This window comes from Labrenzia sp. THAF187b, assembly GCF_009363375.1.
Lineage (GTDB): Bacteria > Pseudomonadota > Alphaproteobacteria > Rhizobiales > Stappiaceae > Roseibium > Roseibium algicola.
The window spans coordinates 1,585,387-1,611,813 of record NZ_CP045344.1 but is presented as its reverse complement, the minus strand read 5'-3'; the positions used below and the strand labels follow the sequence as shown (position 1 = coordinate 1,611,813).

The window sequence follows — 26,427 nt, the reverse complement described above, 5'->3', positions numbered from 1 at the left end:
TTCCCATCTCAAAGTCTTAAAGCCGACATCAACCCTTTGATGGTAAAGAGGGAATGGTATAGCAATAAAAGCCGGCCTGTTTGGGGGGCCAGGCAACAGGAACGACAGACATGCTCAATGCGCTGAAAAGTTTTGTTCGGGAGCTGACCTTTGGTGACAGCGGAGAAAAGTCCTTCGCCGAAGACGACAAGCGCCTGGCTGCGGCGGCTCTCTTGTTTCACCTGATCGATATCGATGGCGTGATCGAGGAAAGCGAAAGCTCGAAGTTGCGTGAAATCCTGCGCAAGCACTATGACCTGACGGACAAGGAAACGACCGAACTGATCGCCGCCGCCAAGCAGCGCGACGAGGAAGCGGTCGATCTGTACGGCTTCACATCGGTGCTGAAGCGCACAACCGACGAGGAAGAGCGCCTCGCGATCGTCGAGATGATGTGGGAAATCGTCTATGCCGACGGCCACGTGCACGAGTTCGAGGACAACACCATCTGGCGGGTTGCCGAACTTCTCGGTGTCTCCACACGTGATCGCATGACTCTGCGCCACAAGGTTGCCCAGACAGCCCCGGAGACCGACGAACTGGACTGATCGCCCACGCGATAATCAGCCGGGACGCGTATTTATGCAGGATGAAGTGGCAACGGGACTCGATTTTCGTGCCGACCTCCCTCATATTAAGTCCATGCTTTTTCAGTCCGATCCCGTGAAGAACCGACCGAAAGTCCTGATTGTCCTGCATCAGGAGCATTCCTCGCCCGGACGAGTGGGCCTTGAGCTTGTAAAGCGCGGCTTCGCGCTGGACATCCGCAAGCCTCGGTTCGGCGACCTTCTCCCCGACACCATGGATAACCATGCCGGCGCCGTCATTTTCGGCGGCCCGATGAGTGCCAACGATCCCGATGCCTTCGTTCAAAAGGAAATCGACTGGATCGGTGTTCCGCTTGCCGAGGAAAAGCCCTTTCTCGGCATCTGCCTTGGTGCGCAGATGATGGTCAAGCATATGGGTGGCACAGTCACGGGCCATCATGAGAGCCTGGTTGAGATCGGATATTATCCGCTGCAGCCGACCGATGCAGGCAAATCCCTGATGGACTGGCCGAAAAAGGTCTATCAATGGCATCGGGAAGGGTTCGACCTGCCCCGCGGCGCCGATCTGCTGGCCTCCGGACCAACTTATCCGAACCAGGCGATCCGCGCCGGATCTTGCGCCTACGGCATCCAGTTTCACCCGGAACTGACCCACCAGATGATGGTCCGCTGGACGACCAAGGGCGCCCCGCGCATGGAGCTGCCCGGCGCCCAGCAACGCCGCGACCATTTTGCCGGACGCTTCGTTTACGATCCCGCTGTTCGGAAATGGCTCGACCGTTTTCTGGACCTCTGGATCGGCACGGCCGCCGCCCCGGTTTGCCACGGCATGTTGAAGGCAGCTGAGTGATCAGTTAGTGAGCGACCGATATACGATTCCTCGTGAGAAGCAAATAAATCTATTGATTCCCTAAATCGGCGATCTCGTTTTCTCTGGCGACCAAATGGCAAAAATAAACAAAAATGAAATTGCACAAAAACAAACCAAGAGAGCGTTAAACCATCTTCTGAAAGACGGTTTCGATGATATTTACAAGAAGCCGATTTTTATCGGCCACTTTGAAATCGACTCCTTGAGAAAAAACCAATCGTTGTCTGATGAATTATTGAACAACGCAAAGAAACTTGTCCTCAAACAAACCGTAAAGGATATGTCTATCTCACCGATTGACGTATTGCTATATCCAAAAGAACGATTTTCGTATCGGAAATATTCATACATTGAACCGATTGATAATATTAAATATCTATCATTAGTTTTGCATATCGCAGAAAGCATCGAAGAAAAAAGAGTATCTAGAAATCGACAAATAGTACATTCGTACAGATTTAATAAAACTGGTGAGAATATTTTTAGCGATCTTTATAATTACTCTTCTTTTCGAGAAAAATCTCGCGAATTAACATATAAAAATATTGGTAACTTTAAGATTATCACAGATATCTCTGATTTTTACGATCGTGTAAACTTGCATCGTATAGAGTCAACTTTGTTTGGCTGCGGATGTGACCCTGAAATAATCTCGAAAATAAACTCATTGCTATTGATCTGGTCCAATAAAGATTCATACGGACTTCCGGTCGGATGCGACGCTAGTAGAATTCTTGCTGAAGCAGCACTTATTGATGTCGATAATTTTCTTCTTTCTCACAAGGTTAAATTCATTCGATTCGTTGACGACTACAGAATTTTCGTCAAGAGCCGTGAAGAAGCTAATTATACTTTGTCTCTGCTAACTCAACGCCTATATCGAGAGGGATTAAATTTAAACTCACACAAGACAAAAATAGTTGAATGCAAAGAAAATGCGGCTGAAGAGGATGCAAGAGAAAAACTTGATACTGATGAAGATGACACATTGAACGAACTTGCTTCAACACAAAAAAATTCGAAATCGAAGCCTGAAAACTATAGTGAGAAAATTAGACTTAGATTTCAAAAGCCATCAAATCAGGAAATAGAACGACTTGAAAAGATTGATTTAAAAGCACTAAAAGACTCTATCGATGAAAGCGACGATTTTGAAGTTCTGAGAGACTATGCTCGTGCGGCAGTTCTGCAAAATAGTGAAGAACATTTACTTTATTTGATCGAATTATCAAAGTCGTACAATTTTATGATTTCATATGTTGTTGATCTTTTTATAAAATTAAACAATCATATCAAAAACGAAACGAAGATCAAAATTTCAGAAGAATTCTCAGATTGGCTCAATTCAAACTCGCAGAAGCCGGATTTCGTGCAAATTTGCTTGAACAGACTTCTAAGTCACACAAGTTACCTAAACTCTAATGCAATCATCAAATTCATAAGATCATCACCGAAGAGTGTTAGCAGCTTAGTTAATCGAGAAGCAATACTACAGATAGGGTCAAAACTAACCCGCGGAGAAATGCTCGAAATTCGAGATTTCTTTTTTAAATCCAGTGAAACCGAAAAAAGAGCAATTGCTAAATCATTTATTGAAAACAATTCGGTGCACCAAGATGAAAAACGGCCTTGGCTTAGCTTAGTTCAGACTTATACTTCAGATCCTATACTAAAAAACATGGTTGATTTGGCACTGAAAAATAACTAAAAGATTTTGAAATAATAAACTTGTCATACGCAATCCCAATTCTCGGTTGCTCGGTTTTCGAAACCACCTCTCACATCGATCTAGGAGCGGGGTGAACCAACACATCTTTATCCTTTTGGTCACATTAGCATGGAGCGCGGCTTTAATCTTCGTGGCCTTAGTGAAGATGAAAACGTTCTGCGCACTCAACACCCGCCCTCGGCCTCTACCGTCACTTCGGCTATCAGAAAGACTGGCGGGAGGCCCGCTTTGATCCGATCCTGAAGGTGGAGCTTGAGAAGATCGGGTTGTCGAAGAAGCTTTAGCTGCTAACAGTGGAAATTCGGACAAATCGCGCGTTGCGATTCAAGCAATGGCGAACTGCCTCCGGTGCCATCCCCGCGAAAGCGGGGACCCAGGAAGCCTCCTACTATCCGTCCAGATCCGCAAACGCCCGGGCGTCCTGGTTCCCGGGTCTCTGCTGCGCTCCGCCCGGATGACACGGAGAGTTTTCCGCTGAACCTGACATGTCCAGCAAGGAGTGCGAAAAGGCAAGGAGCGCTTGCAAAAAAACCGCCCGGAATGGATCCGGACGGCCTTTGGTTGGTGCTGTCGCCTGCATCTTAACTTTCGAAGACCACCAGAAGGTCCTTGGCGTCGATCTGCGAACCCGGTGAGACCAGGACTTCCTTGACCTTGCCGTCGCGTTCGGCGTGGAGCGCGGTTTCCATTTTCATGGCTTCGATCGAGACCAGCACATCACCGGCGGTGACATCCTGGCCGGCGGTGATCGCCACCGTGGAAATGACGCCCGGCATCGGTGCTCCCACATGTGCTGCATTACCGTCCTCGGCCTTGCGCATTGCGGCAGCCCCGGTAGCGCCATGGGCGCGGTCCGGAACCTTGACATTGCGCGGCTGGCCGTTGAGCTCGAAGAAAACCTTCTTCTCGCCCTTCTCGTCGGTCTCGCCGATCGCCTGGCAGCGGATCACCAGCGTCTTGCCGGCTTCCAGATCGACGGAGATCTCGTCACCCGGTTCCAGGCCGTAGAAATAGACCGGGGTGGGCAGGACGGACGTCGGACCATATTGCTGCTGGGCCTTGTCGAAGTCGGTGAACACCTTCGGGTACATCAGATAGGAGGCAAGCTCGGTGTTGCTGATGCCGTGGCCGGTCTTGTCGGAAACAGTCTTTCGCTCCGCATCCAGATCGGCATCCTTCAGGAGCGACCCCGGCCGCACGGTGATCGGGGTTTCGCCCTTCAGAACCTTCTTCTGAAGCGCTTCCGGCCATCCGCCCGGAGACTGGCCAAGGTCACCGTGCAGCATCTTGACGACGCTGTCCGGGAACGCGACGTCCTTCGCCGGATCCTCGACCTCCGCCACGCTCAGCCCCTGGCTGACCATCATCAGCGCCATGTCGCCAACGACCTTGGAAGACGGGGTCACCTTGACGATGTCACCAAACATCATGTTGACGTCGGCATAGGCCTGCGCCACTTCGTGCCAGCGGGTTTCCAGGCCAAGCGAACGCGCCTGTTCCTTGAGGTTGGTGAACTGGCCACCCGGCATTTCGTGCAGGTAGACTTCCGATGCCCCGAAGCGCAGATCGCTTTCGAAGGCACGGTATTGGGTCCGCACCGCTTCCCAGTAGAACGAGATCTGGCGGATCGTCTTGGCATCGAGGCCGGTATCACGGTCCGAGCCGCGCAGAGCTTCCACGATAGAGCCAAGGCACGGCTGGGACGTCAGGCCGGACAGAGCGTCCATGGCTGCATCCACCGCATCGGCGCCCGCTTCGACCGCTGCCAGAACAGTGGCCGCGGCGATGCCGGAAGTGTCGTGTGTGTGGAAATGGATCGGCAGGCCGACTTCCTGTTTCAGCGTCCGGATCAGGACCTTGGCTGCTTCCGGCTTCAACAGGCCGGCCATGTCCTTCAGACCCAGGATGTGTGCGCCGGCCGCTTCCAGTTCCTTGGCAAGGCCGACATAGTATTTCAGGTCGTATTTCGGCCGGGCACTGTCCAGCATGTCGCCGGTATAGCAGAGCACGCCTTCGCACAGCTTGCCTGCTTCCTGGACCGCGTCCATGGACACACGCATGTTCTCCACCCAGTTGAGGCAGTCGAACACGCGGAAGAGGTCGATACCGTTTTCAGCGGCTTCCGCCACGAAATACTTGACCACATTGTCCGGATAGTTGGTGTAACCGACACCGTTGGAGCCGCGCAGCAGCATCTGCAACAGGATATTCGGCGCCTTCTCGCGGATCTTGTGCAGGCGTTCCCACGGGCTTTCGGTCAGAAAGCGCATGGCAACGTCGAAGGTCGCACCACCCCAGCATTCCAGCGAGAACAGGCTCGGCAGACCGGCAGCATAGGCATCCGCGATGTTGACGATATCGTGGGTCCGCATGCGGGTTGCCAGGAGCGACTGGTGCGCATCGCGCATGGTCGTGTCGGTCACCAGCGTCCGCGTCTGGTTCTTCATCCAGTCGGCAAAACCCTTCGGACCCAATTCGTCCAGCAACTGGCGTGTGCCGGCAGGCTTGGCATCGCCGAAGTTCGGGATGACGGGCGCGGCCACATCCTTCGGCGGACGGGCGCGGCTCTTGGTTTCCGGATGGCCGTTCACCGAAACGTCGGCGATATAGGTCAGGAGCTTGGTTGCGCGGTCCTGACGCTTGGTCTGTTCGAACAGGGCCGGCGTCTCGTCGATGAAACGGGTCGTGTAGTTGTTGGCCTTGAAGTCGGCGTGACTAATGATGTTCTCCAGGAACACCAGGTTTGTCGCCACACCGCGGATACGGAATTCGCGCAGGGCACGGTCCATGCGCTTGCGGGCGTCTTCCGCCGTAGGGGCCCAGGCCGTGACCTTTTCAAGAAGCGGATCGTAGAAACGGGTGATAACCGCACCGGAATAAGCCGTGCCGCCGTCCAGACGGATGCCGAAGCCCGTCGCCCCGCGATAGGCCGTGATGCGCCCGTAATCCGGAATGAAGTTCTGCTCCGGATCTTCCGTCGTGATACGGCACTGCAGGGCATGGCCGTTGAGACGGATCTTGTCCTGAGAAGGAACGCCGCTTTCCGGCGTGCCGATCTTCTCGCCTTCGCAGATCTTGATCTGTGCCTGGACAATATCGATGCCGGTGACCTCTTCCGTCACCGTGTGTTCCACCTGAACGCGCGGGTTCACTTCAATGAAGTAGATCGCACCGGTGTCGGCATCCATCAGGAACTCAACCGTGCCGGCGCCGCGGTAATTCACGGCCCGGCCGATCTTCAGACCATATTCACAGAGCTCGGCCCGCTTTTCGGCCGAAAGATACGGCGCCGGAGCGCGCTCCACCACCTTCTGGTGGCGGCGCTGGATGGAACAGTCGCGCTCGAACAGATGAACCACGTTCTCGCCGTCGCCAAGGATCTGAACTTCGACGTGGCGCGCCCGCTGGACCAGTTTCTCCAGATAGATCTCGTCCTTGCCGAATGCCGCCATGGCTTCGCGCTTGGCCGCCAGAACTTCCTTGGCCAGGGTCGCTTCGTCCGGAATGACGCGCATGCCGCGGCCACCACCGCCCCAGGAGGCCTTCAGCATGACCGGGTAGCCGATCTCGGCGGCCTGGCGCTTGATTTCGTCCATGTCGTCCGGCAGCGGATCCGTTGCCGGCATCACCGGCACACCCGCCTCGATGGCCAGATTGCGCGCGGCCACCTTGTTGCCCAGGCGGCGCATGGTTTCGGACTTCGGCCCAATGAAGGTGATGCCGGCTTGTTCGCAGGCATCCACGAATTCCGGGCTTTCGGACAGAAGGCCGTAACCGGGGTGAATGGCGTCTGCACCGGAGAGTTTGGCAACGCGGATAATCTCGTCGATGGAGAGGTACGCCTCGATCGGCCCGAGCCCCTTGCCGACCTGATACGCTTCGTCGGACTTGAACCGGTGCAATGCCAGTTTGTCCTGCTCGGCATAGATCGCAACGGTCTTCATGCCCAGCTCGTTGGCGGCACGGAACACCCGGATCGCGATTTCAGATCGGTTAGCAACGAGAATTTTTGTTATCGCCAAACGCCTTCTCCCCCTAATTTTACGCAAAACGAAAAGCCAGTTTCGGCAAGATTTCTACTTTGGTCGGAGGCGCTTGAAAAGGGGCAGAAGCTATGTCCTTTTTTTAACTTGGAAAATAATTTTGCGTCTGCGCCCGTAACTGTAGGAAAACGAACACTAATTCGATTGAACCCCAGAGCCTCCCGGACTTTTTGAAAAAGGTGCAGCGCAGCAATTTTCAGATCAGGGCAGGAGCCGAAACCGCAAAAACCGGCTTGTGTGACTGCTGACCATTTCGGGACACATTCCTGTCGGCAAGACAAAATCACCCTCCGGACGGCCCAATCGCGTAGACACGGCTTCGCCGGAAACCCACTAGATCTTGTGAGAACAAATCCGCAACCTTCATGAAACAGCGATTCGTCCAAGATTCGTTCACCCTGTGTCCCCGGGTAAACGACATAGCCCCGCCGTCGAGGATGCGCGTTTATAGAAAATTAATCATTGACAGCGATTCGACGCAAATCAGCCACAACCACGCAAAACGACTCAACCTCTTGACCAGATTCAGGATTTTGTGGCTCCACCAGCTCCGTAAACCACATGTCGTAGGGAACAAATCCTGAATCGTCCGGAGTCGCCGATTCGGTTTCGGTTTGTTCCAGAGTCGTTCTCCACAACATATTTCAACCGTCAAAAACCTGACCGGCTGGCCAAAAGAATAAGGACATGCCCGCCCCGGCTGTGCTAGACACGCGACACCAGATATAGGCGCCATCCGTTTGCGCCGATCCGAAGAAAGCCGATCACAAGCCTCTCCATGCCCCGTCCCCAGACCCTGCCGCTGCCGCCGTCTGCCCGGTCCCGCACTGTGACGGCCGTGCTCGGACCGACCAATACCGGCAAGACCCACCTCGCCATTGAACGCATGCTGGCCCAGCCTTCCGGGCTGATAGGGCTACCGCTGCGCCTGCTCGCGCGTGAAGTCTATAACCGTGTTGCCGACCGCGCGGGTCCGGAAGCGGTGGCGCTGGTCACCGGCGAGGAAAAGATCGTCCCGAAGAACCCGCGGTTCTGGGTCTCGACGGTTGAGGCCATGCCGCTGGACCTGAAGACGGATTTCGTCGCCATCGACGAAGTGCAGCTGGCGGGCAATCTCGATCGCGGTCATGTCTTCACCGACCGCATCCTGAATGTTCGCGGTCAATCCGAAACGCTCCTGCTGGGTGCGGCGACCGCACGCCCGCTGCTGGAAAAACTGCTGCCGGGCATCAATGTGGTCACGCGGCCGCGCATGTCCGTGCTGGAATATGCGGGCTCCAAGAAGGTCTCGCGCCTGCCGGCCCGTTCCGCCATCGTCGCCTTCTCGTCAGACGAAGTTTATTCCATTGCAGAGCTCATCCGTCGCCAACGCGGCGGGGCGGCCGTGGTGCTCGGCTCGCTGAGCCCGCGCACGCGCAATGCGCAAGTGGAACTGTTCCAGAACGGCGATGTCGATCACCTGGTCGCGACCGACGCCATCGGCATGGGGCTGAACCTCGATGTCCATCACATCGCCTTTGCGGGTAACCGCAAATATGACGGCTACCAGTACCGCCAGCTGACCGCCTCAGAGATGGGTCAGATCGCCGGACGGGCTGGCCGCCACACCAAGGATGGCACCTTTGGCGTGACCGGACGGGTCGATCCGCTGGACGACGACCTGGTCGAACAGATCGAAAGCCACCACTTCGACAGCCTGAAAGTGCTGCAATGGCGCAACAGTGCGCTGGATTTTTCGTCGGCAAACGCCTTGCGCTCAAGCCTCGACATGGTGCCGCGTGAAGAGGGTCTCGCAAGGGCACCCATTGGCGACGACATCACCGCTCTTGAACATTTATTGCGCGATCCCGCAATATCCGGCATGGCAAAGGGCGGAAATGCGGTCGAATTGTTATGGGACGTGTGTCAGGTCCCCGACTATCGTAAGATCGCCCCGGCGAACCACGCAGAGTTGCTCAACACCATTTACACCCACCTGATGCAGGACAATGCGATTGCCGATGACTGGTTCTCGCGTCAATTGGCCTTCGCAGACCGCACAGATGGTGATATCGACACTCTCGCAAACCGGATTGCACATATCCGGACCTGGACCTATGTCGCCAACCGTCCCGACTGGCTGGCCGATCCGGCCCACTGGCAGGGCGAGACGCGCGACATAGAAGACAAACTATCTGACGCCCTTCACGAGCGGCTGACGCAGCGGTTCGTGGATCGGCGTACAAGTGTATTGATGCGACGTTTGAGAGAGAACGCAATGCTGGAAGCGGAAATTACATCGAGCGGCGATGTGCTCGTGGAAGGTCAGCACATCGGGAATCTGCTTGGCTTCCGGTTTGCCCCTGACGCGGCAGCTGAAGGACCGGACGGCAAGACCGTGCGTGCCGCAGCCCAAAAGGCCCTGACCACCGAAATCGAATCCCGTGCGGACAAGCTCGGCAAGTCCGAGAACTCCGATTTCGTGCTGACGTCCGAAGCCGTGATCCGCTGGCGCGGGGAACCCGTGGCCAAGCTCGTCGCCGGAGAAGAGGTGCTGACGCCGGTCGTGCTGCTGCTGGCCGATGAACATCTGACCGGCCCGGCACGCGACAATGTACAGGCGCGGCTTGATCTGTGGGTCAAGGCACAGATCGATACCCTGCTGAAACCGCTTGTCGACCTGAAGGCCGGCGAAGGCCTGGAAGGTCTTGCCCGCGGCATCGCGTTCCGCATCGTTGAAGGCCTCGGCATCCTGGAACGCCAGGAAGCGGCTGACGAAATCCGCCAGCTCGACCAGGACATGCGCGCCAGCCTGCGCAAGCACGGCATCCGCTTTGGTGCCTATACCGTGTTCGTGCCCGCCCTGCTGAAGCCTGCGCCGAGCCAGCTTCTGGCACAGCTCTGGGCCTTGAAGCACGGCTCGCTGGACATGAACGGCATGGCCGAGCTGCCACAGCTGTCTGCATCCGGCCGCACGTCCATCCCGGTTGATGAAACCATCGACAAGGCACTTTACAAGGTTGTCGGTTTCCGCGTCTGTGGCCCGCGTGCCGTTCGCGTCGACATTCTGGAACGCCTGGCTGACCTGATCCGTCCGCTGATCGCCTGGAAGCCGCTTGATGCGGAAGTCAGCCCGCCGGAAGGCGCGGTCGCAACCGGAGGCGGCTTCACCGTCACCGTTGCCATGACATCGCTGCTCGGCTGCGCCGGCGAGGACTTCTCCGCCGTGCTGAAATCCCTCGGCTACCGGTCCGAGACCAAGGAAGTGCAGCGCCCTGTAGCAGCCAAGCCGGCAACGGAAGCACCGGCAGAAACGCCGGTGGCGGAAACTGCTGCGACCGAAGCGGACACTCCCGCCGAAGCAACCGCTACGGAAGCACCGGCTACGGAAGAAACGGTCGAAGCCGTGAGCGCCGAAGCCGCTTCCGAACCGGCCGCTGCCGAAGCTGAAGCTGTGTCCGAACCGGCGGAAGCCCCCACCGAAGCTGCAGCATCTGCCGAAGGCGCAGCCGTTGAACCCGCTGAAACGGCCGCTGTGGAAGCAACGCCGGATGCACAGACGGAAGGCGAAACCGCTGCTGCTGAGGCCACTGCTGGTGAAGCCGAACTGGAAACGGTGACCATCGAGATCTGGCGTCCGGGCCGGCACGACCGCCGTCCACGCGGCCGTCAGGACCAGCGCCGTGGCGGCGACAACCGCCGGGGCCAGGGCCAAGGCCAGGGTGCCAAAGGTGGTCAGGGCGAGAAGCGTCACGGCAAGGGCGGACCGAAAGGCGAAGGCCGCGGCCGTGGTGGTCATGGCGGCCAGAAGGGCTTTGACGGTGGCAACCGCCGCGACAAGGCCCCAAGGGACAAGCCGATCGATCCGAACTCGCCCTTCGCGGCCCTGATGGCCTTGAAGGCGAATATGGACAGCAAGGACAAGAAGTAATTCCTGCGCCTGAAAACAATGCTGCCGCCGGCAGCCTGCGCATCGACAAGTGGCTCTGGTACGCCAGGGTCACCAAATCCCGCTCTCTTGCCCAGAAGCTGGCGACATCCGGTCATGTCCGGGTGAACAAGGACAAGATCGATTCCGCCAGCAAGACTGTCCGAACCGGCGACGTTCTGACGATCGGACTGGATCGCCGTATCCTCGTCTTCAAGATCCTTGCCCTGGGCACCAGGCGCGGTCCCTATGAAGAGGCCCGCAAGCTTTACGAGGATCTGTCGCCGCCTCCCCCGCCGAAGGATGCCCCGCCGCCGCCTGCACCTGCGCAGCGCGAAGCCGGTGCCGGTCGCCCGACCAAGCGCGAGCGGCGGAAAATCGACGCGTTCCGCAGCGGCGATTGACACTGTTTCCTGCCAAAGCCCGGAAAACAGAAAAACTTTCTCTTTCAGGCCCGGACTGCGTCATCCAGAGCGCTTGCGCCCGTTTGACAAAAACGATACCCAACATCTGCACCAGACGTTATACGTGCGCCTTCTTTGCGAGAGCGGCACGAAACTGACCGCCAGGGCCTTGCGCAAATCGGCTGCAGGCCGCCCGGCGCCGAATGAGGATAGCGATGACCTACGTCGTCACGGACAATTGCATCAAATGCAAATACACCGACTGTGTTGAAGTCTGCCCGGTGGACTGTTTCTACGAGGGTGAGAATTTCCTCGTCATCAATCCGGACGAATGTATCGACTGCGGCGTCTGCGAACCGGAATGCCCGGCGGAGGCGATTTTGCCTGACACGGAGCCCGGCCTCGAGAAATGGATCGAGGTCAACGCCGAATACTCTGAGAAGTGGCCGAACATCACTGAGAAAAAAGAACCGTTGCCGGACGCTGAAGAGTTTGATGGCAAGGAAAACAAGTTCGAAAAGTATTTTTCGCCGAATCCTGCGTCCTGATTCGCGAAAACTGCTTGTGCGGCAGACTGCCGCAAGACAAACAAGAACTGCTTAAAACGGCGATTCTTCCATCTTTTTCAGGTACCTGCCCGTGGCGACCGGGCGGGGCCCTTGTGGTGTTTTGGCACCATCAAAGCTCAGTACTTTAATTTTCCACAAAAGTGTGATACACATGGAAGATAGTCGCCAACCACGAGAACAACCCCCAAAACGGAGTCTTTGAAAACTGTCCCGGGTATCAACAACCGGACAGATCAAGCTCCCGGCAGCTCATATGACTGATCAAGGTTCTAAAGTGGAAAACGTCGACTGACCAGCCCTGACACGCCGCATATCAACAGGCGTTCCATTACGGATCGCTCTGCGGGGTTCGTGTCGCACAAGAACAGGGGACCGCACCGCGGTCCGTCATCGGTCCGAACCCGGACCGCCAACTGCGCAGGAGAGAATACGAGTATGGCAACGAACACCAAAAAGACCGCGCAGCGCCAAGGTTTCAAGACGGGCGAGTACATTGTTTATCCGGCGCATGGCGTCGGCCAGATTACCGCCATTGAAGAGCAGAACGTTGCAGGTCACTCTTTGGAGTTGCTCGTTATCGTTTTTGAACAGGACAAGATGACCCTTCGTGTCCCGGTGGCAAAGATTGCCTCCGTCGGCATGCGCAAGCTTGGCGACCCTGCGGCCGTCAAGAAGGCTCTCGAGACCGTTCGTGGCCGCCCGCGCGTTAAGCGGACGATGTGGAGCCGCCGCGCTCAGGAATATGAAGCCAAGATCAACTCCGGCGACCTGATCGCGATCTCTGAAGTGGTTCGCGATCTTTTCCGCTCTGAAAACCAGCCGGAACAGTCCTACTCTGAACGCCAGCTCTACGAAGCTGCGCTCGACCGTATGGCCCGCGAAATCGCGGCAGTGAACAAATGTTCCGAAACCGAAGCGGTCAAGCAGATCGAACAGAACCTGGCAAAATCTCCGAGCCGCATCAAAGCCGCTGAGGAAGCTGCAGCGGAAGACGACGAGGACAAGGAAGAAGCCGCTTGATCCAAGCGGATTTTCCGAACGCGAAAATCGACGAGGGCCTGGAGAAATCCGGGCCCTTATTCGTTTTGGCACCACCACCTCGCGCGCTGTTCACGCGAAAGTGCACAAAAACTGCCCCAACGGTAGCGATAAGTGATCTAACCTACGCTTCGGTACGTATTTCCCCCGATAACATATCGGAGCGTCGATCATGTCCCAGAGCGAGAAACGTCAACTGGTAAGGGCCGCGATGAAAGCCCCCTACCTCACGCGCGAAGAGGAACTGGAGCTTGCGATCTGCTGGCGACATAACCGGGATGAGAAAGCGCTTGAGAAATTGTCGCTCTCGCACATGCGCCTGGTCATTGCCGTTGCCTCACGCTTCCGCAACTTCGGGCTGTCGCTTGGCGATCTGATCCAGGAGGGCCATGTTGGCCTTCTGGAGGCTGCCGCCCGGTTCGAACCGGAACGGGAAGTGCGCTTTTCCACCTATGCCACATGGTGGATCCGCGCCTCCATCCAGGACTATATTCTGCGCAACTGGTCAATCGTTCGCGGTGGCACCTCTTCCTCCCAGAAGGCCCTGTTCTTCAACCTTCGACGCCTGCGCGCCAAGCTCTCCGGCAATCAGACTCCTCTGACCGACAGCGAGCTTCACCAGAAGATCGCTGACGCAATCGGCGTCAAGCAGTCCGATGTCGCCCTCATGAATGCGAGGCTGTCCGGCCCTGATACGTCCCTGAACGCTCCTGTGACCGACAGTGAAGGCTCCAGCGCGGACCGTCAGGACTTCCTTGTGTCCGATGCCCCGTTGCCGGACGAGATCGTGACCGTCAACATCGATGCCGAACGCCGGCGTCGCTGGCTGTCCTCCGCCCTGGAGGTTCTCAGCGAGCGCGAATTGAAGATCGTGCGTGAAAGACGCCTGTCGGAAGAGGGCGCCACGCTGGAATCGCTTGGCGTGAAACTCGGCATTTCCAAGGAACGCGTGCGGCAGATTGAAAGCCGGGCCATGGAAAAACTGAAATCCGCCCTGTTGGCAGCACAGCCGGACAGGGCCGCCTACAGCACCTGACCTCTATCTCCTCCAAGTAACTCTGACGGGCGGACCTTCCGGTCCGCCTTTTTTTGAGCTGCATCAGGTTTCAGCCAGACAAATGCCGGAGCCGAACCGGGAGAAAAACCGTCAGTCGACGATCAGCTTGATCGCCGTGCCTGTCGGGATCGACTGATCGGCGTTCAGATCGTTCAGGATGGAGAAGAATTCCAGCCGCCGTGAAGGCTCGACACCGCTCATGCCGATCGCCAGTTTCCGCGGTGTGTCGCCCGGCTTGGAGGTGACGACCTTGATCCGGAGCGAGCGCAGGCGGGCACGCTCGGTCGGCGACAGCTGCTGGAAGCTTTCCACCGTCTGGTGGAAATCCCGGTCGAACGTTTCATTGGGCGAGCGGCTGGCAAAGATGAAGCGATACCCTGTTTTGCCGATCCGGATCACTGCAATGCGGAAGGACCAGCCCTGGGTGATGGCCGCCCCGGTAACCGCCGGCAGGCCGTTGATCGTCGTTTCGCGGACGCTTTCGGGCAGCAGGCCGTTGATCCAGCCGGAGTTCATGTAATCACGCAGGCCGGAATAGCTGCTGACATCTGCCCCGTCGAACCGGATCGCCGTGCCGTCGCCATTGCTGGCCAGAACCGCTTCGGGCGTGTTTTCCAGAATATAGCCGGAAGGCACGGTGTAGCTGATGCCGAGCGCCTTGTGCAGGAAGGAACGTCCACGGACGAACCCTTCAAGCGGGTCGTCGCCGAACAGCATGCCGTCGATCTGGCTGAGATAGCGGGTGCGGTCACGTTCGCCGATGCCCGGTGCACCGATCTGCCGGGCCGCGCGGATGGCAATCTGCAAGCGCTCCGGCGTGGAAGGGTGGGAAGACAGGAAGTCTGGCGCGGTCGAGCCCGACTTGTCAGCGGACTGGTAGCGGGCGAAGGCTGCCATGGACCGCAGGAACCGTGCAGCGGCATAGGGGTCGAAACCGGCCCTTGCAAGGGTCTTCACACCGATATCGTCGGCTTCAAGCTCCTGCACCTGGCTGAAGCGGGCAAAGGAAAGCTGCGACGAGATGATCGCCTTGCGGGCTTCCTCGCTGTCCTGCACCACATCGGTCAGGATCTTGTTGGCAAGCTGCTTGGCTTCGGCGCGTTGCTGGCGCTTGATTGCGTGGTTCGCCGTCACATGCGCCATCTCGTGCGCCAGCACGGCGGCAACTTCCGACGTGTCGTTGGCAAGGGCGAGCAGACCGCGCGTGACATAAAGATAGCCGCCCGGCAAGGCGAAGGCGTTGATGGCCGGCGAATTCAAAATGGTGATCTTGTAGCTCTGCGAGGGGTCTTCCGATGCCGCCACCAGCCGGCCGACGACGCTCGCAACTGCCCGCTCCGCGCCGGCGTCCTTGTAGACACCGCCATAGGTGGCCACCACGCGCGGATGCTCGCGCTCGCCGATATCGGCCGCAAGGTTGGGGCGCAGTGTACCGGGCGTTACCGTGCCGACGGTCGGCCCGTCACCCAGCAACTGGCAGGAGGCCACCAGAAGCGCGGAACCGCCTGCAACAAGGTTGCGCAGCCAGGTCCGGCGCAGGCCGCGCCGTGCGGGCAAACATGCCGGCTGACGGAAATCAGTTGCTGCTTTGGCCGTCACGTCCTGCCCTTTTGTCATTCAGTACCACCAGTTGCTCCGGATGGCGGAGCACCATAGACGGTCCGTCCCTTTCCTGGACGGAGCCGCGTATTTCGACAACCTGCCCTTCCAGGGCATCCAGCGTCCAGCCGGATCGCCCGAGGGCCGTGTTGACGTCGTCCTCAGCTGAAGCCTTCAGCGTGACCGTGAAATCTGTTTTCCAGTATTTTCCGAAGTTCAGATAACGGGTGCTGCGCGTTTTTCCAAGGGAAACAATACGTCCTCTTGCAATAACATAGTGCCCGGAAGCGTCGCTGAAAGACTTCGGCGCGGCTGCGGAATAGACAAGACGCGGCGATGTCTCGCCCCAAAGGCCCGCTCGCGCCAGGCTTGCCTGCGTTTCCGCGGTCCGCAAGGCGTCTGCGCAATCCGCTCCGGCATGACCCGGCGCAAAAATGGCAACGCCTGCCTTCAAAAGCTGTTCCTGCAGAAGCGCGGAATGGCCATCATCCGAAACGAACACCCAGCCGGGCGTTAGCCCCCAGCGGTTTTCCGGTCCAGCCGCGACTGCGGCCAGCTCCAGATCAGGCCGACTTTCCAGATAGGTTTGCAAGGTGTTCCGGCCGACTTCTTCGCCGCCCGCCTGTCCTGACGCTTGCACCGGCATCTCGATATCGCTCGCAAGGAAGCGGTCTCCGGCGGCGGACACGAACAAGGCTTCACTGCTGTCGAAGGTCACCTGAACGGTTTTTTCCCGCACCCCGGCACAAACATCGGCGGCCACGGGTGTTTCCGGGCGCTCCACCGGCGCGCGCTCGTCAGCGGCAACGGCCTGGGTCAGCAGAACGGCAGCGCAGCCGGCAAGCAACGGCGCGGCAGCCGTGCGCAGGGTTGTCACCTGCCCGGCCTTTCTCCATCCCGTTTTCTGTCGCCGCTGTGGCACGTCCGTTTCCTTCACCTTGGTACGCGACCCTTTTCCGGAGCGCTACCTGCAGGCAGGCAGCGCAAGGCACACGTCACCCGACAACATGCATGGCATCGGGCAAGGCTGAGAAAGCGGTCACGATGATCCAAACTGCTAAGCAGCGAATAAGGCAAGTCCAAGACACGCCAGTAAAACGGCAGTAAAAATCAGGACAACGTGGGAGCGGCCCCAAGGCGCGTCAGCATCCCCCTCGCCGTGCACCGGCTTCCTCGACAAACAATCCCCATCGGCAACGACAGTCTGTTGCAGCCAGGGGTCGCCACGGACGTCAAATCATGCTAATCGACCGCATAAAGGCCCCGTAGCTCAGCAGGATAGAGCATCAGATTCCTAATCTGAGGGTCACAGGTTCGAATCCTGTCGGGGTCACCAATCTTTTCAATGAGTTACGTACACTGCACCGTTTCAATTGGAAGATTTGAAACGGTTTTTGAAACGGTTTTCGCTAAACGAAAGCTCCGGTCGAGGCATGATCAACCGATTCGACGGTCACATGCTGATCAATGACACGTAGCTCTTGACCTAATGGGATGAACTGCCTTCCCACCGAGACGCAGCTATTGTTGCGCGTATTGGTGGAGAAGAAGGAGCATTCTGATGGACATCACGGTTCTTGGGATTGATCTGGGCAAGTCGGTTTGTAGCCTTGCGGGGCTTGATGCCAGCGGCGCTGTAGTTTTTCGCAAACGCCTCCAACGATTCCGGTTGCTGGATTTCTTGGCGGAGTTGCCAAGCTGTATTGTCGCAATGGAAGCCTGCGGGGGCGCACATCACATCGGGCGCTTCTGCCTCGAACATGGGCATGAGCCCCGATTGATGTCGCCGCTGTATGTCCGACCTTATGTGAAGGTTCACAAGAATGACGACCGCGATGCGGAGGCGATCGCCGAAGCCGCCACCCGACCGACCATGTCATTCGTCGCAATCAAATCCGAAGAACAGCTCGACCTCCAGGCATTACACCGCGCGCGGGAACGTCTGGTGTCAGACAGAACTCGACTGATCAATCAGGGGCGTGGCTTTCTGATGGAACGCGGCATCCGTGTCGGCACAGGCCGTCACGTATTCCAGAAAGAGCTGACAAAGTTGACGACGCAGGGCACCGTCGATCTATCTCCCCGGATCGTCTTGATGCTCTCAGACATGGCATCTGAGCTGGGCGAGATCAACCGGCGGGTTGCTGCCATGGATGCCGAGATCAAATCGCTGGCCAAAACCGACGCCGACATGCAGCGACTGATGGAGATCCCCGGCGTTGGTCCGACGATCGCCTCAGCTCTCGTCGCGGCCGTCGGCACGGGAAGCAGCTTTAGCAAAGGCCGCGATCTTGCAGCTTGGCTCGGGCTCGTTCCACGACAAATCACAACGGGTGGAAAGGCAAAGCTGATCGGCATTTCGAAGCATGGAAATCGCTACTTGCGCAAGCTCTTCATCCATGGAGCACGAACGGTGCTTCACCTCGTGCAGAACAGGACGTCGCCGATAACGCGATGGGCGGATGGTCTGAAAGAGCGAACGCATGTGAACGTCGCCGCGGTGGCTATGGCCAACAAGATGGCGCGGATTGCCTGGGCCGTTTTGACGAAAGGTGAGCGATACCGAGCCACTGCGTTGGTTGGTTCGTAAATCCGGGCGAGACGAAAAGACAAAGGAAACTGCGGGCGAGAAGGAGATGGACCAACGACCAATCGGCGTTCTGTAAGTCTGACGGGGAGCATGGCTCTCGAGTGCCGATGAGCTAACGAGACACAGGACGCGCGACTTCCCATCTTGGTCAGAGGCAAATCGAATGGCCTCACAAACAGACCGAATACATAGAAGCAGGGTCAACGGTGCATCGACAAATCGCTTGCAGGGGAAGGCAGTTCATACATGCTCCCCTGAAAAATCCTCGTTTTGAGGTTAGTCTGTTCCCAATTGAAGGAAACAGACGATGAAGCGATATCTGAATAGCCCCGCGTTTTCTAGACGCCTTCGGAGTTCATTTCCTGCTGCCGTTCAAACTCAACGGGTGACAGCATCCCGTTTCTGAGTGCGGACGGTCAATTGCGATGGTCGACAATGGTGAGAATGTACAATGTCCCAGCAAGCCGCGTTAGATTACCAACTTCCGGAGATATCTGAGGCTGATCGGGCCACAACGGCAGGCGGCCCGCGGTGCGGAATTGTCGGTGAGACAGGCGAGGGTTTCAAGGTCTATGTCGCACAGTGCATGGTACGCTCATCATCGGCCCCCATCATCTATGCGCCAACTGGCCGGAGGATGGTTCCGCCGAGCTCCAGTAATTCGCGCAGGGCATCAAGCAGCCTGAGGCGGTTGTAGGCGGCCAGCTCGTGCGCCGCGCGTTGACGGTAAGGGCGCCCCGCGTTCTTGTCGAGCGAGCAGGTTTGCGCGTGTCTCGGCAAGTTCGTTCAGGACCATGGATCCACCGTCGATCTCGGCAAGGATGGCGAGAAGGCCGGTGCCTGCCGAAGGTTCGAGCACCAGATCGTCCGGCCCGACCGCCGCTGCCGTCAGAACCGCAAGGCCAAGCGGAATAGGCGTCGAGAATTGCTGAAAGGTCTGGCTTTCCTCCGATCCACCCGTTTGCGTTGGCAGGAGATCCGCAATCCTGGTGAGGGTGGAAAGCCGTAAATCCTGAGACCCGGCTTTACGGAAAAGCGCCTTTCCGTATTTGCGCAGGAAGAGAACGGTTGCCCCCTCGCAAGTCTCGTAGGCCATCTTCCAGTCCCAGGCGCCGCTGGCGTCGGAGGCATCGAAGGCGATTTCCATCGCAGAACGGAGCGGGGCGGTGTCGATGCGTTCGCCTCGGTCGATATGCGATGGAAGGAACTGCGCCGCCACGAAGATCGCGGAACGACGGAAACGGAGCGGCAGAAGGCGCCACTGCGGAAGGGAAAGTTATGTTCATTGGGAAGACCTTGGGAGAGCGGGACGGGATCGAGCCGTGCAGTATTCTCTCAACCGCACCGACTCATATCCGTCCGGTCGCACTCTCCCTCTCACGCTCCGGGCGTGACGCATCGCCAACATGGGATCCGAGCCATGCGGCCGACTGTGGCGAGCTTGAAGAGTAATTGTCAAAACAGGTAGGGCTGAACCCGTTGAACCCAATCGCATACCGGGCGCATCGAAGCATGCCAGATCAGCAGGTGAGATATATTCCCTCCCGGTTGCGATCGCTCATATCAATTCAATAATCATAGACATCTATGTTATTCTCTGCTACTGCGCCTTAAGCGTTCTGAAATCGTGAGGCAAACATGACTATCAAGAATATCTTGCTTGTACATTCAGGCACCTCCGGCTTCCCAAGCAGTCTTCGTCACGCCTCAAAAATCGCCGCCAAGCACAATGCATGGTTAACTGGAGTGTACGGAAGCGATATTTCTTTTTTCGATCAGGTATTGGGACTGACAGAAGATCTGGTCAAGAAACTAGGCGTGGTGAGAAATGCCAAAATTGAATCGTCACACGAGCTATTCGAAGACGTTACCAATTCGTTAGGCCTGACAGATCGGGCTCAATTCCTCATGCCCGAAACAGTTGGCAATCTCTCGTTGCCTGAAATTGCCCGAAACTTCGACTTTGTCGTAACAGGGTGTCAACCCAAGTTGCCGACAGACGAATTTCGCGCCGTTAGCCCGGATCTGTTGGCGCTGCAGAGCGGCAGGCCTGTTCTTGTTGTTCCCGATCAATTCGAAGCAGAACAGTTGGGCAGTCATACGCTTGTCGCCTGGGATGGCAAGCGAGCCGCCGCCAGAGCATTGAATGACGCAATGAATATCCTTGAAGAAAGGCCCCGAAAGGTCTCATTGCTGACGGTGGGTGACATATTGCCGAGCTTTCCTGAAGGAACGGACATTTTTACCCACTTGGAACGGCACGGCGTTAACGTTGAAAAAATAGCGTGCCCCAAACCTACCAACAGCGTTGCAAAAACGATCCAAAAAACAGCCGCCGAAATTGGCGCTAAATTGGTTGTGATGGGTGCCTATGAGCACAGCAAGTTCTCACAAGATCTGTTTGGCGGCGTGACCCATGAACTGATACGGTCAACCAAGGTACCGGTATTCATGTCGCACTAACCCGATTGATTTCGCAGGCATGTGCCAGATCCGTCTCGCAGTCTGCACCACGATGCCGGTGGGACCAAAGCCCGACAACCCAGACACCATGTATTTGATATCCCGGAAATACGCGACACTTCGGGCTCTTTTGTCCAGTAACCTCATTTAGCATATTAAAACGATGCTCATCCTGCAGCCAGCAGTAGCCGATGTGTCTTATGAGCCAGATGTCAAGCTGCCAACGGCCGAACGCCGGCACTCCCAAGCCCCAGGGCAGAAGGTTTGATCGGCTGGATGGGCTCGGTGTTTCGAAGGCCCATGGAAATCCGGCGCCCGGCTTTACTTGATTTGCCGGTGCGCGGCAGGCTCCAGCTTTGTTCACTCTTATGAACTGGCATACGCTTAGAGCATCGTGCGATAACCCTGCACCATGGCGGTCAGCTGCCTACCGTGGTTTACTTCAACCAAATCGAATCCCGCCGGAAGGGAAAAGTTGCTTAAATCATATCGTAAATTTTCCCGGCCTCGGCCAGTAGCTTATATCTGTACATGTTCGACTTGTGGCATCGGTGTGAAAAGGAGAAGTATTTGGTGCAGAAGATAGCGGGTCGACAGAGAATCGAGTCTGTAGTCGTTGGATCAAGACTTCTGGAAGTTTTAATTCAAAGAAACGATGCTATATCTTTAACAGCATTGTCCAAGGCCGCTGAAATGGTGCCGGCAAAAGCGCATCGCTATCTCGCCAGCTATGTCGCAACCGGTCTGATCGTCCAGGATGAAAACACGGGACTGTACGATCTTGGCCCTTTGGCGCTCGATCTTGGCCTGGCATCGATCCGACGCCTGAACGTGTTGGAGATCGCCCATCCTCACATGATCGAACTTAGAGACGAAACGGGTGAAACCACCTCTTTGTCCGTATGGGGCAATTTCGGGCCGACTCTCGTACGATGGGTGCCCAGTAACGCACCTGTCAGTATATCTGTAAATGTAGGCTCTGTGCTGCCGCTCCTGACCTCCTCCAACGGTCGAATATTTGCCGCATACTCCGAGCCTGAAAAGATCGAACCCATGATTGAAGCCGAGCTTCGTCAAAACATGGTTTCCCTGGAGAAAGCAGGCCTTGGGACGCGGAAAAAAATTGACGAATTGCTGAAAAAAACGCGCGAGCGAGGCATTTCCGAGGCTGTCGGTTTAGTCGTTCCGTCAATTTCCTCGCTGAGTTGTCCTGTTTTTGATCGGGAAAACTCGATTACCGCTGCCCTGACGGTAGTCGGCGTCACCAAAACGATCTCTACCGAAACCGACAGTTCCGTCGCCGCAAAATTGCGCAAGACCGCTGCTACGGTATCAAAGAAACTTGGCGCCAAGTTAGAGAGCTGATTTTTTAGGCTTGCGCGCCGATAGAACGGCCACATCGGAGCCCGACCTCTTTCCGCAAGGGTCCCTGATCGTAACCTGCCCCTTTAGCCCTGGCAAACGGCCATTCAAGGAGACAGGTCACAGGCCTAGGTTTCCGCGCGGTTCATCGGTGCTGTTCCGCAGCATTCGAAACCACACAGCGTTCTTACCAGATCGACGGACATCCGACCGGACTCGGTTGAACGTCCGTCGATCCTAATATGTAAGAGCATCTTGTCTGCGTTTCTTCGAACGCAGGATACGCTTGTTCTTTTACGCGTTTTGCTTCCACTCGGACATGACCGGATCCAGGTTAAACAACTTTTGCGCGTTTCCACCCAGAATATTGCGTTTTGCCGCCTCATCCAGAAAGGGAATGTCATAGATGGTGCTGGGCAAATCCATATCCCAATGCGGATAGTCAGAGGAATACAGCAATTGTGTTTCCGCATTCATCATCTTGAATGTGACCTCGAGGGCCTCTTTGTTGTCCACGAGTTCGATGGGTTGTGAGGAATAGAACATCTCACGCATGTAATCGCTTGGCTTCTTCTTGAGGAGCGGCGCATCCGATGTGCGCATCATGTATTCATTGTCCAATCTCTGCATAAGGAAAGGAATCCATGCAAGCCCGCTCTCAATCCACATGGTGTTCAGCTTAGGGAAGCGCTCAGGCATACCATTCAACACCCAGTTCGTCATGTGAATAATATTACAAAAACTGAACCCAAGAGCATGAACCGAGATGAACTTGTTGAGCTGAGCGAGAGATGTATCCGCCCAATGATAGGCCGCATGAAAACCGAGCGGCATACCGTGCTCTTCCAGCTTGGCATAGATACGCATATTCGCGTTGTCATGCACCGGGCGTTTCAAATAACCGGTTGACAGAAATCCTACGACTCCTTTCCGCTCGGTGAACTCGTCAATGATCTTTTCAGCTTCATGCGGTTCGTTCATTGGAAGGTAGACCATCGAGACGATGCGTTTATCTTCCTCCAGGATACGCTCACAAAGCCAGCGGTTATAGGCGCGGGCCATCGCAACCTCGACTTCGACCTGCGGGTGGGTCGCAAGCAGCAACATCGGTGTTGGAAACAGGCAGGCCATATCGACCCCCATCGCATCCATCCAACGTCGCGCGAGGGTAATGTCGCGATGCGGCTTCTCGGGAACAATTTCCTTGTTACGCCCGGCATAGCGTGTCACGCGCCCCGCCATGTCCTGAGAGCCGATCGCTTGCGGGATCAGGCCTGCACGCCCCACATTTCCCGCGGACAGACCAAGGTGCCGCATGACAGGGTCGTCCATGTACTGCAGGATCTCGGGAAGAGCTTCCGTTTCATAGTGGTGGCTATCCACGTCACAAATGAAAAAATCTTTGTAATTCCGGTCCTCTGCTTGCTTTCTCGCATTTTTCAAAAGTTTGGTTGTATTGAACTCCTTGATCGCGGGGTCGCTATCCGAACCGAAGCTCATGGTATTCGATGTAAGAGACATATTATCTCACTCCCATAAAATTTATTGTTTCAGCGTCTGCCACATACCCAGCTCGAATACCGCCACATCGGCAGCCTCGAGAATTCCTGTCGCGGCAACCGCAACATCCGTCGCCGAAACGTCGTTGTTTTCCGGGAACGCAGAGAATTCCTTGTCATTTTCCCGCATTTTCGCAAACGCGGTCACGATTTCCGCAAATAGCGCCTGCAACTGCGCGGAGCTCAGTTGACTGGTTTCAAGCGCGCGAAGCGCGCCCAGGACTTCGTTGACCGATACGTTCAGCGCCGGGGTTTCCGGTGTTACTTTTTCAAATCTCGACATAGATACCTCCATCCCGTTCGGTCACTTTGTAGCGCTTAAGGCGAATTTTCGGATCGCCTACCGCTTCCCCTGTTTCCATTTTGAACTCCCAGCCGTGCCAGGGGCATACGAAGTGCATCTCGCTATCGTCGAAGTTCTGCCTGCGAGCGCGTTGCTGGTCGTCAAACTCGACACATACCTTGGGCATTTTGAGCCCTTCGCAGACGGGGCCACCCTGATGCGGGCACACGTTTTTATATGCGACGACATTTCCTTTGTGGCGGATAACGCCGATCTCGACACCTTCGATCTCGCAGATCTTGGCGGTCGTGTCGTTGAGGTCCGACGATGCACACAACAGTTTTTCCGGCATTAAGAGCTCCTCCGTTTATTGCCAGGCTGCCTCACCAAAAATAGTAAGATTGCCTTACTATAAGACGCATGCTACCATTGTCAATAATATAAGAACTCTAAGTTAAGGCTCCGCGACATCGACCAGGTTCAGTCCCCCTCCCGCAAACGCGGCCTCGGAGCATCGCTTCGTTTGGCCTATCATCTCTATGGCAAGCTGTTGCAGAAGCAGCTGATCGATTCGAAACTGAGCATGGCGCAGTACATTCATCTCAGAGTTCTGCGGGAAGAAACTTGCCTTACCCAATCCGAGCTTTCTGCGATCCTGGGCATCGAAAAGGCTTCTTCGACGCGCGTTCTGGATGAACTTGACAAGAGAGATCTCTTGCTGCGCGAACGAAGTGCGAAAGATAGACGTGTCGTTGTCGTTCGCCTTTCGGATCAAGGCCGGGAGAAAATCGACCAGGTCATGAAATCCGCAAGGGTTGCGGCCGATCACGCATCGAAGGGCTTCGAAGAAGAGGAGCTTGCCCAGCTTTTCAAAGCAATGGACAAACTGATCGACAACCTCTCCTCGTGATTGTCGTTGCCCCGATCCACAGGCAATTCAGGAACGCAAAATATATTACGGGGCGACAGCCAATATTATCACGCCGGCTCCGGCCAGTATCGAAGCAAAGTAGAATCTGGAACCCGGCCGGTTCTCGGTTTTGAAAACGTGACCGGCCAGCCAGGCTGCGAAGAACATCTCGACCGAAGAAATTATCGCGACCACCGTTACATTGGTGAACATCAACGAAAAGAACAATGCCACCTGACCCAGTGTCATCGAGCTGCCCGCAAGCAATTGCCAGCCGGTTGGCTTATGTATGCGCAACATGAATGTGGACCAATTGCGGAAACGAAAGCCCGCGGAGGCGCCAAAGCAAACCAATCCGGTCACCGCTCCGATAAAAACGCCTGCAAGCGGGTCCGGAAGCGTCTGCATTGCCAGTTTTCGAGCGACGAATGATCCTCCGTAACCTGCTGCAGAGCTAAACGCCATTACACGCCCTTCGGTTTTTTCCTTGGTCGTGCGCTCTGGTACGGACCTGACGGCAGTCGGTCTTGAAGGAGTGTTCGCCATCATGATCAGAACGCCTCCTGTGACAAGGAGAAAGGCAATCACGATTGTCGATGTGATGATTTCGCCGAGCAGCAGAAACGCAAAGATCGCAGCGAACACAGGGATCAGTCTCCGAATGAACCCTGTCTCAACCGCCCCGGCCAGCTCAACCGACCGGAAAAGAGTTAGCCGGCCCAGCACATTTCCCAGCAAGCCGGCAAGAACAAAATAGCCAACCCCGATGAGCGCCGCTTCTCCATAGGCTGGAAACGGCGACCCTATCGCCAGCCAAAGCAGGCCTGAAACCAGGGCCGTCATCAGAACCGACAGAAACACGTCGTTTCCCCGGCCCTGAACGGACTGTGAGCTCTTGGCGATGGCAACGGAACTTAGCGCATAACAAAACGCCCCGAACGCGGCCAGCAAGCCGCCGAAACCAGCCGTCATCGGCTATAGTCGGACCGGGTTTCGGAGTTACCTGGCATTTGTGACAAGTTGCTCCATGAAACGCTCGGACGACATGATCTCACGCAACGGCAGGTTCTCCTGAGCTTCCATGAGATCCGATGAAAACGTCAAACCCCGTCCATCCCAGAACCACCAGTAGATGATTTCACCCTTCTTTCCTCGAATGGGCATTCTAAAGATCGGAAATTTACGTTCGCTATGCGGGATTTCGGCATTGCCCACGCGAGAATGTTTCAACTCAAGCTTCTTCAGAACCGCCGACAATGGAACCATCGCCAAGGGTGCATTTTCGGCTGTCAGAACGGCGACATTCTCGGGCCGGCTCTCGTACGGACCCTTGAGAAACTTGACCACCGGAGGATAGCTTGGATGGATGTGCGTTAGCTGAATGTAGGCCAAACCATTGGGCGTTTCGACCTCAACGATATCTCCAGGCAAATACTCTTCCATTTTGAAACTCCCG

The 26,427-nt window shown here is 56.3% G+C and carries 20 protein-coding genes, 1 tRNA gene and 1 pseudogene; 13 read left to right on the top strand and 9 right to left on the bottom strand.

The window, feature by feature from the left end; translation table 11 throughout:
• The first annotated feature begins 110 nt into the window (after positions 1-110).
• The 3 genes from FIV03_RS07375 to FIV03_RS07365 all read left to right on the top strand — a co-directional run bounded on the left by FIV03_RS07375 (position 111) and on the right by FIV03_RS07365 (position 3,166).
• Positions 111-587 carry a TerB family tellurite resistance protein gene (locus FIV03_RS07375; RefSeq protein ID WP_152509098.1) on the top strand — a complete coding sequence of 159 codons (477 nt, stop codon included), beginning with the start codon at positions 111-113 and terminating at the stop codon, positions 585-587.
• A 94-nt stretch (positions 588-681) separates the two neighbouring features.
• The gene (locus FIV03_RS07370; protein WP_152511850.1) at positions 682-1,437 is read left to right on the top strand and encodes a glutamine amidotransferase; all 756 of its coding nucleotides are present in this window, start codon (positions 682-684) and stop codon (positions 1,435-1,437) included.
• Positions 1,438-1,531: 94 nt separating this feature from the next.
• Positions 1,532-3,166: a reverse transcriptase domain-containing protein gene (locus FIV03_RS07365; RefSeq protein WP_152509097.1), complete on the top strand. Its 1,635-nt coding sequence runs from the start codon at positions 1,532-1,534 to the stop codon at positions 3,164-3,166.
• A 602-nt stretch (positions 3,167-3,768) separates the two neighbouring features.
• Here the strand turns inward: FIV03_RS07365 and pyc are convergent.
• Positions 3,769-7,209 carry a pyruvate carboxylase gene (gene pyc, locus FIV03_RS07360; protein ID WP_152509096.1) on the bottom strand — a complete coding sequence of 1,147 codons (3,441 nt, stop codon included), beginning with the start codon at positions 7,207-7,209 and terminating at the stop codon, positions 3,769-3,771.
• A 799-nt stretch (positions 7,210-8,008) separates the two neighbouring features.
• Here pyc and FIV03_RS07355 point away from each other — a divergent pair.
• The 5 genes from FIV03_RS07355 to FIV03_RS07335 all read left to right on the top strand — a co-directional run bounded on the left by FIV03_RS07355 (position 8,009) and on the right by FIV03_RS07335 (position 14,184).
• Positions 8,009-11,140, top strand: coding sequence for a DEAD/DEAH box helicase (locus FIV03_RS07355; RefSeq protein ID WP_152509095.1), 3,132 nt, complete (start codon positions 8,009-8,011; stop codon positions 11,138-11,140).
• A gap of 35 nt (positions 11,141-11,175) precedes the next feature.
• Positions 11,176-11,541, top strand: a complete 366-nt coding sequence (locus FIV03_RS07350) for an RNA-binding S4 domain-containing protein (protein ID WP_152509094.1) — start codon at positions 11,176-11,178, stop codon at positions 11,539-11,541.
• Positions 11,542-11,756: 215 nt separating this feature from the next.
• Complete coding sequence (gene fdxA / locus FIV03_RS07345; protein ID WP_031270075.1) at positions 11,757-12,089, top strand: ferredoxin FdxA; 333 nt, start codon at positions 11,757-11,759, stop codon at positions 12,087-12,089.
• Positions 12,090-12,545: 456 nt separating this feature from the next.
• Positions 12,546-13,130: a CarD family transcriptional regulator gene (locus FIV03_RS07340; protein WP_023002626.1), complete on the top strand. Its 585-nt coding sequence runs from the start codon at positions 12,546-12,548 to the stop codon at positions 13,128-13,130.
• A 190-nt stretch (positions 13,131-13,320) separates the two neighbouring features.
• Positions 13,321-14,184, top strand: a complete 864-nt coding sequence (locus FIV03_RS07335) for an RNA polymerase factor sigma-32 (RefSeq protein WP_152509093.1) — start codon at positions 13,321-13,323, stop codon at positions 14,182-14,184.
• A gap of 111 nt (positions 14,185-14,295) precedes the next feature.
• Here the strand turns inward: FIV03_RS07335 and FIV03_RS07330 are convergent, their stop codons facing one another.
• Together FIV03_RS07330 and FIV03_RS07325 are read right to left on the bottom strand one after the other, a co-directional pair.
• Positions 14,296-15,822, bottom strand: coding sequence for a M48 family metalloprotease (locus FIV03_RS07330; protein ID WP_209009889.1), 1,527 nt, complete (start codon positions 15,820-15,822; stop codon positions 14,296-14,298).
• On the bottom strand, positions 15,782-16,681 hold the full coding sequence (locus FIV03_RS07325) for a hypothetical protein (protein WP_152509092.1): 900 nt from the start codon (positions 16,679-16,681) through the stop codon (positions 15,782-15,784). The genes FIV03_RS07330 and FIV03_RS07325 overlap by 41 nt, the downstream gene beginning before the upstream one ends.
• Positions 16,682-17,063: 382 nt before the next feature.
• Here FIV03_RS07325 and FIV03_RS07320 point away from each other — a divergent pair.
• Both FIV03_RS07320 and FIV03_RS07315 read left to right on the top strand, forming a co-directional pair.
• Positions 17,064-17,140, top strand: a tRNA-Arg gene (locus FIV03_RS07320).
• A gap of 225 nt (positions 17,141-17,365) precedes the next feature.
• Complete coding sequence (locus FIV03_RS07315; protein WP_152505219.1) at positions 17,366-18,394, top strand: IS110 family transposase; 1,029 nt, start codon at positions 17,366-17,368, stop codon at positions 18,392-18,394.
• 751 nt (positions 18,395-19,145) lie between these two features.
• On the opposite strand, the pseudogene FIV03_RS07310 reads toward FIV03_RS07315, so the two are convergent.
• Positions 19,146-19,680: pseudogene (locus FIV03_RS07310) on the bottom strand (methylase); the annotation flags it as partial.
• Between the two features lie 352 nt (positions 19,681-20,032).
• Between FIV03_RS07310 and FIV03_RS07305 the strand changes: the two are divergent.
• Positions 20,033-20,857 carry a universal stress protein gene (locus FIV03_RS07305; protein WP_209009888.1) on the top strand — a complete coding sequence of 275 codons (825 nt, stop codon included), beginning with the start codon at positions 20,033-20,035 and terminating at the stop codon, positions 20,855-20,857.
• A 573-nt stretch (positions 20,858-21,430) separates the two neighbouring features.
• Positions 21,431-22,222: an IclR family transcriptional regulator gene (locus tag FIV03_RS07300; RefSeq protein ID WP_173013798.1), complete on the top strand. Its 792-nt coding sequence runs from the start codon at positions 21,431-21,433 to the stop codon at positions 22,220-22,222.
• A gap of 291 nt (positions 22,223-22,513) precedes the next feature.
• On the opposite strand, the gene FIV03_RS07295 is transcribed toward FIV03_RS07300, so the two are convergent.
• Genes FIV03_RS07295 through FIV03_RS07285 form a run of 3 tightly spaced genes read right to left on the bottom strand, consistent with a single transcriptional unit; the run spans position 22,514 to position 24,413 of the window.
• Positions 22,514-23,740, bottom strand: coding sequence for an amidohydrolase family protein (locus FIV03_RS07295; RefSeq protein WP_152505217.1), 1,227 nt, complete (start codon positions 23,738-23,740; stop codon positions 22,514-22,516).
• Between the two features lie 21 nt (positions 23,741-23,761).
• On the bottom strand, positions 23,762-24,061 hold the full coding sequence (locus FIV03_RS07290) for a hypothetical protein (RefSeq protein WP_152505216.1): 300 nt from the start codon (positions 24,059-24,061) through the stop codon (positions 23,762-23,764).
• Positions 24,048-24,413: a Rieske (2Fe-2S) protein gene (locus tag FIV03_RS07285; RefSeq protein ID WP_152509091.1), complete on the bottom strand. Its 366-nt coding sequence runs from the start codon at positions 24,411-24,413 to the stop codon at positions 24,048-24,050. Before FIV03_RS07285 ends, FIV03_RS07290 begins: the two co-directional genes overlap by 14 nt.
• 171 nt (positions 24,414-24,584) lie before the next feature.
• On the opposite strand from FIV03_RS07285, the gene FIV03_RS07280 reads away from it, so the two are divergent.
• Complete coding sequence (locus FIV03_RS07280; protein WP_209009887.1) at positions 24,585-24,971, top strand: MarR family transcriptional regulator; 387 nt, start codon at positions 24,585-24,587, stop codon at positions 24,969-24,971.
• A gap of 45 nt (positions 24,972-25,016) precedes the next feature.
• Here FIV03_RS07280 and FIV03_RS07275 read toward each other — a convergent pair whose 3' ends face one another.
• Both FIV03_RS07275 and FIV03_RS07270 read right to left on the bottom strand, forming a co-directional pair.
• Positions 25,017-25,943 carry a DMT family transporter gene (locus FIV03_RS07275; protein ID WP_152505214.1) on the bottom strand — a complete coding sequence of 309 codons (927 nt, stop codon included), beginning with the start codon at positions 25,941-25,943 and terminating at the stop codon, positions 25,017-25,019.
• Positions 25,944-25,970: 27 nt separating this feature from the next.
• Positions 25,971-26,414, bottom strand: coding sequence for a hypothetical protein (locus tag FIV03_RS07270; protein ID WP_152505213.1), 444 nt, complete (start codon positions 26,412-26,414; stop codon positions 25,971-25,973).
• Between the last annotated feature and the right edge of the window lie 13 nt (positions 26,415-26,427).